This window comes from Pseudomonas cedrina subsp. cedrina, from assembly GCF_001983175.1.
Lineage (GTDB): Bacteria > Pseudomonadota > Gammaproteobacteria > Pseudomonadales > Pseudomonadaceae > Aquipseudomonas > Aquipseudomonas cedrina.
In genome coordinates, this window is record NZ_MNPW01000002.1 from 567,138 (window position 1) to 582,018 (window position 14,881).

General features: G+C 61.3%; 14 protein-coding genes. 7 read left to right on the forward strand and 7 right to left on the reverse strand.

Annotation, left to right across the window (positions count from 1 at the left end; genetic code table 11):
* Window positions 1-8: 8 nt before the first annotated feature.
* A complete protein-coding gene (gene htpG, locus BLL36_RS05745; protein ID WP_076950521.1) occupies window positions 9-1,913 on the forward strand; it encodes a molecular chaperone HtpG in 1,905 nt (634 codons plus the stop codon).
* A gap of 195 nt (window positions 1,914-2,108) precedes the next feature.
* Entirely contained in the window at window positions 2,109-2,837 is a 729-nt protein-coding gene (locus BLL36_RS05750; protein ID WP_076950489.1) for a dienelactone hydrolase family protein, read from the forward strand.
* Between the two features lie 94 nt (window positions 2,838-2,931).
* Here BLL36_RS05750 and BLL36_RS05755 read toward each other — a convergent pair whose 3' ends face one another.
* The gene (locus BLL36_RS05755; RefSeq protein WP_076950490.1) at window positions 2,932-3,798 is read right to left on the reverse strand and encodes a pirin family protein; all 867 of its coding nucleotides are present in this window, start codon (window positions 3,796-3,798) and stop codon (window positions 2,932-2,934) included.
* Between the two features lie 158 nt (window positions 3,799-3,956).
* Between BLL36_RS05755 and BLL36_RS05760 the strand changes: the two genes are divergently transcribed.
* Window positions 3,957-4,958, forward strand: a complete 1,002-nt coding sequence (locus BLL36_RS05760; protein WP_076950491.1) for an amidohydrolase family protein — start codon at window positions 3,957-3,959, stop codon at window positions 4,956-4,958.
* A gap of 196 nt (window positions 4,959-5,154) precedes the next feature.
* On the opposite strand, the gene fabB is transcribed toward BLL36_RS05760, so the two are convergent.
* From fabB to BLL36_RS05785, 5 genes are all read right to left on the reverse strand, one after another.
* Window positions 5,155-6,375, reverse strand: a complete 1,221-nt coding sequence (fabB, locus tag BLL36_RS05765) for a beta-ketoacyl-ACP synthase I (protein WP_076950492.1) — start codon at window positions 6,373-6,375, stop codon at window positions 5,155-5,157.
* An 11-nt stretch (window positions 6,376-6,386) separates the two neighbouring features.
* Entirely contained in the window at window positions 6,387-6,902 is a 516-nt protein-coding gene (fabA, locus tag BLL36_RS05770) for a 3-hydroxyacyl-[acyl-carrier-protein] dehydratase FabA (RefSeq protein WP_076950493.1), read from the reverse strand.
* 249 nt (window positions 6,903-7,151) lie between these two features.
* A complete protein-coding gene (locus BLL36_RS05775) occupies window positions 7,152-9,053 on the reverse strand; it encodes an ATP-binding protein (RefSeq protein WP_076950494.1) in 1,902 nt (633 codons plus the stop codon).
* On the reverse strand, window positions 9,050-9,979 hold the full coding sequence (locus tag BLL36_RS05780) for an ABC transporter substrate-binding protein (RefSeq protein WP_076950495.1): 930 nt from the start codon (window positions 9,977-9,979) through the stop codon (window positions 9,050-9,052). Before BLL36_RS05780 ends, BLL36_RS05775 begins: the two co-directional genes overlap by 4 nt.
* A gap of 1 nt (window position 9,980) precedes the next feature.
* Entirely contained in the window at window positions 9,981-12,113 is a 2,133-nt protein-coding gene (locus tag BLL36_RS05785; RefSeq protein ID WP_325052858.1) for a TonB-dependent receptor plug domain-containing protein, read from the reverse strand.
* A 195-nt stretch (window positions 12,114-12,308) separates the two neighbouring features.
* Between BLL36_RS05785 and BLL36_RS05790 the strand changes: the two genes are divergently transcribed.
* The 4 genes from BLL36_RS05790 to BLL36_RS05805 all read left to right on the forward strand — a co-directional run bounded on the left by BLL36_RS05790 (window position 12,309) and on the right by BLL36_RS05805 (window position 14,658).
* Entirely contained in the window at window positions 12,309-13,334 is a 1,026-nt protein-coding gene (locus tag BLL36_RS05790; protein ID WP_076950496.1) for an NAD(P)H-dependent glycerol-3-phosphate dehydrogenase, read from the forward strand.
* A gap of 10 nt (window positions 13,335-13,344) precedes the next feature.
* The gene (locus BLL36_RS05795; RefSeq protein ID WP_076950497.1) at window positions 13,345-13,692 is read left to right on the forward strand and encodes a DUF4389 domain-containing protein; all 348 of its coding nucleotides are present in this window, start codon (window positions 13,345-13,347) and stop codon (window positions 13,690-13,692) included.
* A complete protein-coding gene (gene sixA, locus BLL36_RS05800; protein ID WP_076950498.1) occupies window positions 13,689-14,138 on the forward strand; it encodes a phosphohistidine phosphatase SixA in 450 nt (149 codons plus the stop codon). The genes BLL36_RS05795 and sixA overlap by 4 nt, the downstream gene beginning before the upstream one ends.
* A 76-nt stretch (window positions 14,139-14,214) precedes the next feature.
* Window positions 14,215-14,658, forward strand: a complete 444-nt coding sequence (locus BLL36_RS05805) for a hotdog fold thioesterase (protein WP_076950499.1) — start codon at window positions 14,215-14,217, stop codon at window positions 14,656-14,658.
* Between the two features lie 30 nt (window positions 14,659-14,688).
* Here BLL36_RS05805 and BLL36_RS31175 read toward each other — a convergent pair.
* The coding region (locus tag BLL36_RS31175; protein ID WP_207304119.1) for a hypothetical protein at window positions 14,689-14,881 on the reverse strand (193 nt) is incomplete at its 5' end.

Genomic DNA, 14,881 nt, shown 5'->3' on the forward strand with positions numbered 1-14,881 from the left:
TGATGACCATGAGTGTGGAAACTCAAAAGGAAACCCTGGGCTTCCAGACCGAGGTGAAGCAACTGCTGCACCTCATGATCCATTCGCTGTATTCCAACAAGGAAATCTTCCTTCGCGAATTGATCTCGAACGCCTCTGACGCTGTCGACAAATTACGTTTCGAAGCCCTGTCCAAGCCTGAGTGGCTGGAAGGTGGCGCCGAACTGAAAATCCGCGTGAGTTTCGATAAAGACGCCAAGACCGTCACGATCGAAGACAACGGCATCGGCATGAGCCGCGAAGACGCGATTACCCATTTGGGCACGATCGCCAAATCCGGCACCGCCGATTTCATGAAGAACCTCACCGGCGATCAGAAGAAGGATTCGCACCTTATCGGTCAGTTCGGCGTGGGCTTCTATTCGGCCTTTATCGTTGCCGACCAGGTCGAAGTGTTCACCCGGCGTGCCGGCCTCGACGCCAGTGAAGGCGTGCACTGGGCCTCCAAGGGGGAGGGCGAGTTCGAAATCGCCACGGTCGACAAGGCTGAACGTGGTACCCGCATCGTGCTGCACCTCAAAGATGCTGAAGACGAATTCGCCGATGGCTGGCGTCTGCGCAACATCGTCAAGAAGTACTCCGACCACATCGCGCTGCCGATCGAACTGCCCAAAGAACAAGCGGCCGCCGAAGGCGAAGAGGCCCCTGCCCAGGAATGGGAAGTGGTCAACCGCGCCAGCGCCCTGTGGACCCGTCCGCGTACCGAGATCAAGGACGAGGAATATCAGGAGTTCTACAAGCACATCGGTCACGACTACGAAAACCCGCTGAGCTGGAGCCACAACAAGGTGGAAGGCAAGCTGGAGTACAGCTCGCTGCTTTACGTACCGGCCCGTGCGCCGTTCGACCTGTACCAGCGTGAAGCGCCCAAAGGCCTCAAGCTCTACGTGCAGCGTGTGTTCGTAATGGACCAGGCGGAATCCTTCCTGCCGTTGTACCTGCGCTTTATCAAGGGCGTGGTCGACTCCAACGACCTGTCGCTGAACGTGTCGCGGGAGATCCTGCAGAAAGACCCGATCATCGACTCCATGAAGTCGGCGCTGACCAAGCGCGTGCTCGACATGCTGGAAAAACTGGCGAAGAACGAGCCTGAGCAATACAAGGGCTTCTGGAAAAACTTCGGCCAGGTCATGAAAGAAGGCCCGGCGGAAGATTTTGCCAACAAGGAAAAAATCGCCGGCCTGCTGCGTTTTGCCTCGACCCAAGGCGACGACGGCGAGCAGGTAGTGTCGCTCGCCGAGTACCTGGCGCGTGCCAAGGAAGGCCAGGACAAGATCTACTACCTGACCGGCGAAACCTACGCCCAGGTCAAGAACAGCCCGCACCTGGAAGTCTTCCGCAAGAAAGGCATCGAAGTGCTGCTGCTGACCGACCGTATCGATGAGTGGCTGATGAGCTACCTCAACGAGTTCGACGGCAAGTCCTTTGTCGACGTAGCTCGTGGTGACCTCGACCTGGGTAACCTGGACTCCGAGGAAGAGAAGAAAGAAGCCGAAGAAGTCGCCAAGTCCAAAGAAGGCCTGGTTGAGCGAATCAAGGCGTCCCTGGGTGATGCGGTCAGCGAAGTGCGGGTTTCCCACCGTCTGACCGATTCCCCGGCGATCCTGGCCATCGGTGAACAGGACCTGGGCATGCAGATGCGCCAGATCCTCGAAGCCAGCGGGCAGAAGGTGCCGGATTCCAAGCCGATCTTTGAATTCAACCCGGCTCACCCGCTGATCGAGAAACTCGACGGCGAGCAGAGCGAAGAGCGCTTTGGCGACTTGTCTCACATCCTCTTCGACCAGGCGGCACTCGCTGCCGGCGACAGCCTCAAGGACCCGGCCGCTTATGTGCGCCGACTGAACAAGCTGTTGGTTGAACTGTCGGTTTAACACCGTTGTAGAAAAAACCCGCTTCGGCGGGTTTTTTCGTTAAAGCTGTACCGCTTCACTGTAGGAGCGAGCTTGCTCGCGAAAAACCCACAATCACCGCGTTTATCCAGGATACCCGCGTTATCGTTGATGTTTTTCGCGAGCAAGCTCGCTCCTACAGGGAGCATCGTTAACCCATCTCAACTGGAGTAAATGATGAGCCAAATCACTGTGCGTTCCGTGGTCTATCAGATTGATGGCCAGTCTTATGAAAGCCGTCTGGCGTTTGATGCCAGCCATAAAGGCCCGTTGCCAGGCCTGTTGATGGCGCCGAACTGGATGGGGGTGAGTGCGGGTGCTGAAGACATCGCCAAGAGCGTGGCCGGCAAAGGCTACGTGGTGCTGATCGCCGACCTGTACGGGCAAAGCGTGCGTCCGTCGAACGGCGATGAAGCCGGTGCCGCGATGATGCCGTTGAAAAACGACCGCGCGTTGCTGAACAAGCGCATGCAGGCGGCCTTCGAACAACTGCAAGGCCAGTTCGAAGCGGCTGTCGATACGTCGAAGCTGGCAACCTTTGGTTTCTGCTTCGGGGGTTGCTGCTCCCTGGAACTGGCGCGTACCGGTGCGCCAGTCAAGGCTGCTATTTCGTTCCACGGCACCCTGGACACGCCGAACCCGGCGGATGCCAAGAACATCAAGGGTTCAGTGCTGGTGCTGCATGGCGCGTCCGACCCCTTGGTGCCCAAGGAGCAACTGCCGGCGTTCGAAGATGAAATGAACGCAGCCGGTGTGGATTGGCAATTGCTGAGCTATGGCGGCGCGGTGCATTCGTTTACCGATCCGCAGGCGAATGTGCCGGGCAAGATGATGTATGACGCCAAGACGGCTGAACGGGCCTTCCGGTCGATGCATAACTTGTTGGATGAAGTGTTCAAGGGCTGATTCTTCAGCGCTTGTTCCGGCCTTATCGCAGGCAAGCCAGCTCCCACAGGTTGAAATGCATTCCAACCTGTGGGAGCTGGCTTGCCTGCGATAGCTATCTGACAGGCAACTCAATTCTGTCTGTTTCACCCGGCACCGTCGGCCAATCCCCCGCCGCCCAACGCTGCCTGGCCTGCTCGATCACCGCGGGGTCACTCGCCACAAAATTCCAATTGATCCGCCGCGGCCCATCCAGCGGCGCGCCGCCGACTAGCACCAGATGGCAATCACTCTCGGCGAACAGCGTCAGCTCCTGCCCGGCCGGCAACACCACCAGGCTGTGGACTTCCAACGCTTGGCCCTCCAATTGCGCTTCACCTTCCAGTACATACACCGCGCGTTCCTCATGCTCATCCGGGATCAGCAACGTAGTGGCGGTCTGCATCTGCACTTCGGCATACAACGTGGGCGACAGCACCGGCACCGGCGATTTGAGGCAGAACCCATTGCCCGCGATCAGGCGGACATGCACGCCGAGGTTGTCACTCACCGGCAGGCTCGCGGCCGGGTGATGGCTGTAATGCCCCGGCCCTGTCTCGTGGTCCCTGGGTGACGCCAGCCATACTTGCAGGCCATGCAGGCTGAAACCACTGGCCTTGAGGGCTTCGGGCGTCCGTTCGACGTGGGCGATCGCGCTGCCGGCGGTCATCCAACTGACGTCACCGGCCTGCACCACCTGGTCCGAGCCCAGGCTGTCCTTGTGCTGCAACGCGCCTTCGAACAGATAGGTGAGGGTGCTCAGCCCGATATGCGGATGCTGGCGGATGTTCATGCCATCGCCCGCTGCATAGCGGGTGGGCAGCATATGGTCGAAGAACACAAAAGGGCCCACGCTGCGGCACGCCCGCGAGGGCAGCGGACGCAGGATGGGTTGGCCTTCGACATCTTCGGGGCGAGGACGGATCACGGTGAAGGGGGTCATGGTGCATCCCAGTCTGAGCAGGTTGGATGAGGCTGAGCATAACCCGCTCGGTAGGATGTTGCCGCTATTGGCTGAAGGCGCCTTCCGATGTTCCGCGTGGATGAACCCTGGCATGCCGCGCAAGGTCTACCCGTATCAACTCTTATCGAGGTTTTACCGTGCCCTGGACTCGCCTGCCCCTTGCCCTGTTGCTCGCCGCCAGCAGCCTTGCCGTGCACGCTCGCGACTATGCCTACAGCGATGCGCACCTGCACTACGTCGATTTCTTCCAGGAAACGGCCGGCATGGACAAGCTGCTCAAGGCGATGGCCGACAACCGCATCGAACATGTGATGATTTCCGGCATACCCGTCGCGAAGAAATGGCACGAAGACGAACCCAAGCGCCCGCGCTACTACGCCGGTGACGACGCCGATGCCTACTGGTACAGCGCCACTGACGTGATCGTCGCGGCGGCGGTCAACAAACTGACCCCTGAGCAGCGCGCGCATTTTCATCCGTTTCTGTCGGGCTTCAACCCCAACGACAAGAACTCGGACGCGCATATCCAGCGCATGCTCGACCTCAACCCGGGTCTGTGGCAGGGCATCGGCGAAGTCTTCACGCGTCATGATGACCTTACGGCCCTCACGGCGGGCGACACCCCGCGCGCCAATAACGAGGCCATGACGCGTATCTATCACCTGGCGGCGGAGAATGATTTGCCGGTGATGCTGCATTCCAACATCACCTCCAAGCGCGAGCGTAACCCGCTGTACCTGGCTGAAGTGGAGGAGCCACTGCGCAACCATCCGCACACGCGCTTTATCTGGGCCCATGCCGGCACCAGCAAGGAGATTCATCGCCATCAGGTGCAGATGGACTTTCTACTGCCGACCTTGAACCGCATGCTGGAGGCTTATCCCAACCTGTACATCGACCTGTCCTGGAGCATGCTGACGCCGTATCTGCTCGATGACGCAGGTCAGCCCCGGCCTGAGTGGGTCAAGCTGGTGGAGCGCTTCCCCGACCGGTTCATGCTGGGCTCGGATGTAGTAGGGCGTTTCAATAAGCTGGGCAAGGAAATGCGCCGCTTTGACCCATTTCTGGATGCCTTGCCTGAGGACGTTGCGCGCAAAGTGGCGCGGGATAACTTCCTCGCGGTTCTGCCCAAGCTCTGAACGTCACGGTGGCACGGTTTTGGCGTGAGGCTGGACACCGAGTCGGCTTCATCGCAGGCAAGCCAGCTCCCACAGGGGAATGCATTCCAAATGTGGGAGCTGGCTTGCCTGCGATGAAGACGACTCGGTCTGGGTCAATCACCCTCAAAAAAGCCCCGAACCAGTCGGGGCTTTTTATGGGATCAAGCTACAGGCCTTACTTGCCCTGCCAGCGTTTCAGCACCAGGGTGGCGTTAGTGCCACCGAAGCCGAAGCTGTTGCTCATCACGGTGTCGATCTTGGCGTTTTCAACGGTTTTGGTCAGGATCGGCATATCGGCCACGACCGGATCAATCTCGTCGATGTTGGCCGAGCCGGCCATGAAGTTGCCTTCCATCATCAGCAGGCAGTAGATCGCTTCGTGAACACCGGCGGCGCCCAGGGAGTGACCGGACAGGCTCTTGGTGGAGCTGATGGCCGGGGCCTTGTCGCCGAATACCGCGCGTACGCCTTCCATTTCCTTGGCGTCGCCGACCGGAGTCGAAGTGCCGTGGGTGTTCAGGTAGTCGATCGGGGTATCCACGGTAGACATCGCCATCTGCATGCAACGGATGGCGCCTTCACCGCTTGGGGCAACCATGTCGTAGCCGTCGGAGGTCGCGCCATAGCCGACGATTTCGGCATAGATCTTGGCGCCACGGGCCAGAGCGTGCTCCAGCTCCTCGACCACCACCATGCCGCCACCGCCGGCGATGACGAAACCGTCACGCTTGGCGTCGTAGGCACGGGAAGCCTTTTCCGGGGTTTCGTTGTATTGGGTAGACAGCGCGCCCATGGCGTCGAACAGGAACGATTGGCTCCAATGCTCTTCTTCACCGCCGCCGGCGAACACGATGTCCTGCTTGCCCAGCTGGATCTGCTCAACGGCAGTCCCGATGCAGTGGGCGCTGGTGGCGCACGCCGACGAGATCGAGTAGTTCACACCCTTGATCGCGAACGGTGTCGCCAGGCAGGCCGAAACGGTGCTGCCCATGGTCCGCGTAACGCGGTACGGGCCGACGCGCTTCACGCCTTTTTCGCGCAGGATGTCCAGCGCTTCCATCTGGTTGAGGGTCGATGCGCCGCCGGAGCCGGCGATCAGGCCGGTGCGTACGTTCGATACCTGGTCGTCGCTCAGGCCGGAGTCGGCGATCGCATCTTTCATCGCCAGGTAGGCGTAGGCGGCAGCGTGGCCGACGAAGCGATAGATCTTGCGATCGATCAGCTCTTCGAGGGGCAGGTCGATGGAGCCGGAAACCTGGCTACGCAGACCCATTTCGGCATATTCCGGGTTGAAGCGGATGCCAGGGCGACTTGCACGCAGGTTAGCGGTGACGGTCTCTTTGTCATTGCCCAGGCAAGAAACGATACCCAGACCAGTGATAACGACGCGGCGCATGCGGATAACCCTTAAAAGTTGTCAGTGGAAGTGAATACGCCAACCCGAAGGCCTTCGGCAGTATAGATCTCGCGACCGTCGACAGTCACCGAACCGTCGGCGATGGCCAGGTTCAGCTTGCCCTTGAGGACGCGCTTGATTTGAATGTTGTAGGTGACTTTCTTGGCGGTCGGCAGGACCTGGCCAAAGAACTTCACTTCACCCGAACCCAGGGCGCGACCGCGACCCGGCAGGCCTTGCCAGCCCAGGTAGAAGCCGACCAGTTGCCACATGGCGTCGAGGCCCAGGCAGCCCGGCATCACCGGGTCACCTTCGAAATGGCAGGCGAAGAACCAGAGGTCCGGGGTGATATCCAGCTCGGCGACCAATTCACCTTTGCCGTACTTGCCACCTTCTTCGCTGATATGGGTGATGCGATCCACCATCAGCATGTTCGGGGCGGGCAGTTGCGCGTTACCTGGGCCGAACAGCTCACCGCGACTGCAGCGCAGCAGTTCTTCCCGAGTAAAGGCGTTTTGTTTGGTCATGCGAGCTCCTCAATAATCCCATGCGGCAGGGTAGGGCAAATCTTCCCGAACCGAATGAAGCGTTCATGCCTCATGTCGGCAGCCTACACATAGACTATTGCGTTGTAGTGAAAGTCACAGCGGCAAGGTACTCAATGTACACTTGTTCACTGAAATGTTAAACCGGGCCCGTTTATGGGCTCGTTCGGGTGCCTAAGACTGCCGCACTTTCGCCTTTCACGCCAGTCAGAGTTGGCTGATGGCGCGGCGCTATTGCACCCAACGCTGCAGGATTTGCTGCAAATCCGTGCGTTTGAACGGCTTGGCCAGGTAATCGTTCATTCCTGCTTCAAGGCAGGCTTCACGGTCGCCCTGCAAGGCATTGGCGGTCAGGGCGATGATCGGCAGATCGGCGCAACCCGGCAACTGGCGAATCCGCCGAGTGGCCTCGTAGCCATCGATCAGCGGCAGCCGGCAATCCATCAGGATCGCCGTGAAAATCAGGCTTTCGGCGCTGCGGATCGCCTCGGCACCGTCGGTGGCCAGGCTCACTTCAAAGCCCAGGCTGCGCAGCATGGCTTCGACCACGGTGCGGTTGGCCGGGTTGTCTTCCACCAGCAAGACATGGCGGCCATTGCCCGCGCCGGCTTTGCCGTCGGCGTCGCTGGCGATGCTCGGTACGCTGTGCTGGTCAATGGCCAGGGGAATTTCCAGGGTGAACACCGAGCCGCGGCCCTCTTCGCTCTGGGCACGCAGGGTGCCGCCCATGCGCTCGGCGAGGGTGCGGGCGATGGGCAGGCCCAGGCCGGTGCCGCCGTAACGTCTTGAAATGGAACTGTCCGCCTGCTGGAACGCATCGAACATCAATTCCAGGCGCTCGGCGGATATCCCGATGCCGCTGTCGCGCACGGTGCAGGTGAACCACAGCAGTTCATGGTCGAGGGTCTGCCACTGCGGTTCGACGTTGACACTGCCGTGCTCGGTGAACTTCAACGCGTTGCCGATCAGGTTCACCAGGATCTGGCGGATACGCGTCGGGTCACCCTGCACGCGCAGGGCGTCCATTCCCTGCGGGATCGACAGCGTCAGCGCCAACCCGCGCTGCTGGGCGCTGTGCTGGAAGGCCTGGGCGCAGCTGTTGATCAGGTCCGCCAGGTTGAACGCAATATGCTCCAGCTCCAGGGCGGCGCGTTCGATCCGCGAGAAGTCGAGGATATCGTTGATGACCTTGAGCAAATGCTCGGTGGACTCGGAGGCCAGCGCCGCGTACTCGGTCTGCTCCTCGGTCATTTCGGTGGTTTCCAGCAACTGCAACATGCCCAGCACTCCGTTCATGGGCGTGCGCAGCTCGTGGCTCATCATGGCCAGGAAATCCGACTTGGCGTTGTTGGCGCGCTCGGCCTCTTCGCGGGTCTGGATCAATTGGGCCATGGCCTGCTGCTGTTCACGGCTGGCCTGGTTGAGGCCTGCGGCGAGGTTGTTGATGTGCCGCGACAGGTCGCCCAGTTCCGAGTCATCCACGATCGGCAGCGGTGTCTTGTAGTCGCCTTGCTGGATGGCTTTCACCGCATGGCCCATGGCGCTGATCGGCTGCGACAGGCTGGCGGCCAGGCGCCGGGCGAGCAGGAAGGTAAACAACAGGGCGAACAGCGCCAGGATGCCAGCCTTGAACAGGATCTCCTGCTGGCGCTGGCTGAAGGCATCGTTGGACATGCCCACGATCACCCGGCCCAGGTAGTCTGCCCGCGGCGCCTTGGATTCGTTGAGGTTGTCCTGGAAAAAATCATTGCCCAACTGGATGTGTTGCAGGCGGATCGGCGCCTGGAACACCTTTACCGACAGCGAGCGGTCGTGTTTCTCCGAAGGCTGCTCGACGTACACCAGGATATTCTCGCTGCTGTCCTGAATCTCCAGGAAGCGCACATGGGGTGTCGCCAGCGTGGCGCGCAACAGGCTCTCAAGCACCTCATTGTTGCCGGATATCACCCCGTATTCGGTCGCGGGCGCCAGTTGGTTGGCGATCAGCTGGCCGGTGTGATCCAGCTCCTGGCGCAGGTCCTGGATACGCACGAAGGTAAAGAAGCTGATCAACAGCAACGTCAGCAACAGCGCCGGGCCCAGGGTGATGAGCTGGGTGCGGGTGTTGATGTCCCAACGACGACGCAAGGTCATGGACGTTTTTCTCCTTCGGCCAGTCGCGTGGCGACGCTGGTTTCGTCCACCTGTTCGAGCCCCAGTGAGCGCGCGACTTGGGGGTTGCCGACGATTTTGAAGTGTTCCGGATACAGCGAACGCGGCCAGTTGGCGGGCGGGTGGTCGAGCAGGCGGTCGAGCACGGCCAGCCAGTCGGCCTGGTCGCTGTAGGTGCTGGCCAGGCTGCCGGCCCGCACAAACCCTGCATTCGGGCCCACCAGCGGCAATTGCTGGGCGTAGCTGCTCAGCAGCAGGTTCTTCGCGGTTTTCGGGTTGTACAACTGCGGGTCGTCGAGGCCGAGCAGCACGTCACTTTTTCTGAACAGGGTTTGCAGCGGCCGGCTGTCGTTAATGTTGTCCCAACGCTGGGGCACGATCTGCAGGCCCAGCGGCGTGGCGTGCTGGCGCAGTTCGGTCAGCAGGAATTCACTGTCGGCGCCGTACAGCACACCGATGCGCCGCGCCTGGGGCAGGATGCCGGCGATCAGGCGCAATTGGCGCGCCAGCGGTGGGTCGCTCCACAACAGGCTGATGCGCGGGTGTTGCGTTGCGCCCAGGCGCTGCTGGGCCTGCAGCCGGCTGATGCGCAGCACCAGGGTCGGCGGGCCCTGGGCGTCCCGCAAGCGCCAGTCGAGGCTGGGCAGGTCGAGCAGGATCAGGCGGGTAGTGGCTGGCAGTCGGCTGGGTGCCGGCAAGTCATCGAGGACGGTGAAGGTGACCGTGTCTTCGGGGCGTTGCCGGGCCAGGGCCTGGGTGAAGTCCTGGACCCCGGCGCTGTCTTCGGCGGCGGTCAGCAGGATATCGGCGCTCCAGGCCGGCGCGGCCGCCAGCAGGCAGACGAGCAGCACCGCGCGTCGCCAGAGCGTGTTGAGAGAAAAGCAAGTCATCCGTGACAAGTCGCCCATGTCAGAACTCTAACTCTGCGCTGAAATAGAGGACCTGGCGATGGTCGTAATTGTTGTCGGCCAAGGTAGTGGGCTGGTTATCAAGGCGCTGTTGCAGCATGCCCGCCAGCTCGACGTTGGCGCCGCCCAAGGCAATGCGCTTGGCCACCCGCAGGTCGACCCGTTCGAAGCGATACTCGTTGAGTGCGTCATCGCCATAGTAGAACAATGCGCTGGACCAGCCCTGGCCCCATTCCCGCAACCAGCCGGCCGAGCCACTGTTACGTGCGGTCTGCGCCTTGTCCAGCGGGTTGCTGCTGGTGGCGTCGACATAGGCATAGGTCAGGCGCAGGCGGTCGGCGTTGCTCACGCGCCAGTCGAACTGGGACTCGGCGCCGGTGAAGCGTGCGCTGTTGGCATTGCTGGCGACGTACTGATTATTGCGCAGCGGCGAGCTGATCATGTCGGTGATCTCGTCATAGAACAGTTTCACGTCCATGTTCAGCCCGATGTCGGCGAAGAAGCCGTTGTACCCCAGTTCCCGCGATTTCATCATCTCTTTATTGAGGTTTCCCGGGCCGCGGGTCTTTACGAAGTATTGCCCGGTAGTCTGCCCATAGGCAGGGGAGCTGAGGTTGGTGACGCGATAGCTCCAGTTGACGTTGTTCTCGAACATATCCGGTGAGCGGATCGCTTCGGAGTACACCGCGCGCAGGCCGTGGCGCGGGTTGATCAGGTAGTTGACCGCTACCCGCGGCGTCAGCGAGTTGCCGCTCAGATACGTGTCTTCATACATGGCGCCACCCTGCAGCAACCAATGCTCGCTGGCGCGCCACTCCAACTGGCCGAACAGGCGCCAGGTGGTGTCGTCCAGCGTGCCGTTGAAGTAGGTGTCGGAGTCGGCGCGGTCGTAGCGGTAGTTCATGCCGCTGACCAGGCGCAGGCTGTCGGACAGACTGAGGGTGTCCTGAACCTCCAGGTCGTAGCGGCTTTCACGGGTGCTCTGGTCGATGTCGCCGCATACGCTCTGGCTGGCGCCGTTGCGCCACTGGTCCAGCACCTGGTTGGCCAAGGCTTGCTCGGCGGCGCTGCCCGGTGGCGCGCTGCCTTGGCTGTAAGTGTCCATGTGCCGGGCCAGTAATTCGGCGTAGTTGGGGTTCATCTGCCACAGTTGGGTCAGCTCGGGGCTGAACGAGACCTTGGCGTCACAGGCTTTCCATATTTGCCGGCGATCCCACTGCTGCGCCGAACCTTGGATATACAGGCTGTGGTCAGGGTTGAAGTCAAAGTTCCAGCGCAGGGAGCCGGCGTAGTCCTTGGCTGAGACGTCGGAATTGTTTCCGCCTTCGGTAATCCCGGCAAAGACCGGGCTGTAGGTATAAGGACGTTGATTGGTGCCTTCCTTGGCATCCAGTTGCACATCGATGCTCTGCTGCGTGTTCAACGTCTGGCTGATCGCCAGGCTGAAGCGGTTGAGGCGGCGGCCATCACGACGGTCGGCACCGGCGGCATCGCTGTCGAAGCCGTCATCCTGCTGCCCGGAAAGGGACAGGCGCAAGTCGCCGCTGTCCCAGCCAGCGCCCTGGCTGGCATAGAAGTCATTGATGCCGCGTGCGCCGCGCACCACCTTGAGCCGTGTGCCGTGGCTGTTGGCCGGCGAGCGCGTGAGGATGTTGACCACCGCCATCAGGGCATTGGCGCCGTAACTGACGGTGTTGGGGCCACGGAACACTTCGATGCGCTCGATATCTTCCATGGCCACCGGAATGTCGCTCCAGTCCACGGTGGCAAGGCCCGCGCGGTACACCGAGCGGCCATCGATCAATACCTGCATGCGCCGCGCATCGCTGGCACTGGTGCCGTGGTAGTTCACCGCCGCCTGGTTGCCGGTGGTGTAGCCGACCATCATGCCCGGCACAAGGCGCAGCAACTCACTGATGTCCCGCGCGCCGCTGGCCTTGATCAGCTCGCTGTCGATCACGGTCATGCTGCCGGGCACGGCCGCCGCCGATTGCTTGAGGCGCGTGGCGGTCAGCACTTGGGGCAGGGGCTGGCTGTCGAGGAACAGGTCATCGGCCAGCGCCGGGCTGCTGCACAGCGGCATGCCCAACAGCATCAGCCACAGAGATGAACGGGGAGGAGGGCCCAAATACACGGCACGGCCTTGATAATTGCGGATAGCCGCCCATGTTAACTGAGGTGGGGCCTTTTGCCAGTCGCCGGGCTTGCAATTACTTCATGTAAATGTGGCATTTTCCGACAAGCGCACGAATTGACGCGGGGGCTGGCCGCCAGCGGGTCGGCCCGTATAATGCCGCCATCGCCACTGGTATGGATTAACGGATTGCATATGACTGAACAGCGCCCTATCGCGGTCCTGGGAGGCGGAAGTTTTGGTACCGCCGTGGCTAACCTGCTGGCCGAGAACGGCCACGCTGTGCGCCAGTGGATGCGCGATCCCGAACAGGCCGAGGCCATCCGGGTGCACCGGGAAAACCCGCGTTACCTCAAAGGCATCAAGATCCATCCAGCGGTCGAGCCGGTCACGGACCTGCTGGAAACCCTCACGGCCTGCGACCTGTGCTTCGTCGCGCTGCCGTCCAGCGCGTTGCGCTCGGTGCTGGCCCCTCACGCCGATCGCCTGGCTGGCAAGTTGCTGGTCAGCCTGACCAAGGGCATCGAGGCGCAGACCTTCAAGCTGATGAGCGAAATCCTCGAAGAGATCGCTCCCCAGGCGCGCATTGGTGTGCTGTCCGGGCCGAACCTGGCGCGCGAAGTGGCCGAGCACGCGCTGACCGCCACCGTGGTGGCCAGTGAAGACGAAGCCCTCTGCGAACGCGTCCAGGCCGTGCTGCATGGCCGCACCTTCCGGGTCTACGCCAGCAGCGACCGCTATGGCGTGGAGCTGGGCGGCGCGCTGAAAAACGTCTATGCGATCATTGCCGGCATGGCCGTGGCGCTGGGCATGGGCGAAAACACCAAGAGCATGCTGATCACCCGCGCCCTGGCCGAGATGACCCGCTTTGCAGTGAACCAGGGCGCCAACCCGATGACCTTCCTGGGGCTGGCGGGCGTGGGCGACCTGATCGTCACGTGTTCCTCGCCGAAAAGCCGCAACTACCAGGTGGGTTTCGCCCTCGGCCAGGGTTTGAGCCTGGAAGACGCGGTCACGCGCCTGGGCGAAGTGGCCGAAGGCGTCAACACCCTCAAGGTGCTCAAGGCCAAGGCCCAGGAAGCTGGCGTGTACATGCCGCTGGTCGCCGGGCTGCACGCGATCCTGTTTGAAGGGCGCACCTTGGACCAGGTCATCGAGCTGCTGATGCGCGCCGAGCCGAAAACCGATGTCGATTTTATTTCCACCAGTGGTTTCAACTGAGGAAGCGGTCATGAACGATCCGAAAGCAACCCCCAAGTACGAATCCATTGCCCTGCGTATCCTGTGGATGCTGGTGTTTGCCCTGGTGTGGCAAGTGGCGCAGTTCCTGCTCGGCGCGCTGGTGGTGGTGCAACTGATTTACCGCCTGGTCTATGGCGCACCGAACCTGGGCCTGATGAACTTCGGCGACAGCCTCAGCCAGTTCCTCGCACAGATCGGCCGTTTCGGCAGCTTCCACAGCGAACAAAAGCCCTGGCCGTTCGCCGATTGGCCTACACCGCGCGCACCCGAGGACGAAGCCGCCCACAGCGTGCCGCCGGCGCCGCATCCGGTGCGTGATGAGGAGCCAAAGCTGTGAAGGTGTGGATATTGCGTCATGGCGAGGCCGAAGGGCAGGCGCCAACGGATGCCGAACGCAACCTTACCGAGCAGGGCCGCGCCGAAGTATTGCGCAGCGCTGCGCACCTGATCGGCCAGCCCCTCGGTGCGATCATCGCCAGCCCTTATGTGCGGGCGCAGCAGACCGCGCACTTGGTGCGCGAAGCCCTGGGCTTCGCCGCGGACATTCGTACGGTGCCGTGGCTGACGCCAGAGGGCAATCCGTTGCAAGTGCTGGAAAAGCTCGATAGCGATGACAACGTGCTGCTGGTCAGCCACCAGCCCTTGGTGGGCAGCCTGATCAGCTTCCTGCAGTATGGCCATCAGCGTCAGCCGCAGCCGATGTACACCGCCAGCCTGGCGGAGCTGGAAGGGGATTTCCCGCTGGCGGGGCTGATGAGCCTGGTCAGCGTGAAGAATCCATAGGCTTTATTGTTTTTTTGCGTGTGTTATATCTGTGGCAGGATTAGGGCCGTAATAAAACCAACAAAGGACAACTCCCATGAGCCTGTGGCGCACCCAACCGAATATCGAACAACTCAATGCCAGCCAGAAGAACACCATCGGTGAACTGCTGGATATCCGCTTCGAGAGCTTCGACGACGACTCCCTTACCGCCAGCATGGTGGTCGATCACCGGACCCACCAGCCCTACGGCCTGCTGCACGGCGGCGCGTCGGTGGTATTGGCCGAGAGCGTCGGTTCCATGGCCGCTTACCTGTGCATTGATGGGAGCAAGTTCTATTGCGTGGGGCTGGAGGTGAATGCCAACCACCTGCGTGGTGTGCGCAGCGGGCGTGTGACGGCGGTGGCCAAGGCGGTGCATATCGGGCGTACCACGCAGGTGTGGGATATTCGCTTGACCAATGACGAGGGCAAGGTGAGTTGCGTCTCGCGTCTGACCATGGCGGTGGTGCCGCTGGGGGAGAACCCGCCGGGGCGGTAGGCTTTTGAGGCGGCTTTCGGGCCTAATTTTTTAGGGGGCTTGACCGAGTACATATCCGTTATTTAGGTAACGGCTGCTTATGGTTTCGCTCTTACAGCCAGCCCTTTCAAGGTCTTTGATAAAATCCCTCAAAACTCCAGTCAGGGTGACGAAAGCGATGTGGGCAGAAGTTCTAGCGCGGTTTGAGAAAAAAGCACCGGCCAGTGTCATGACCAAAGTGATA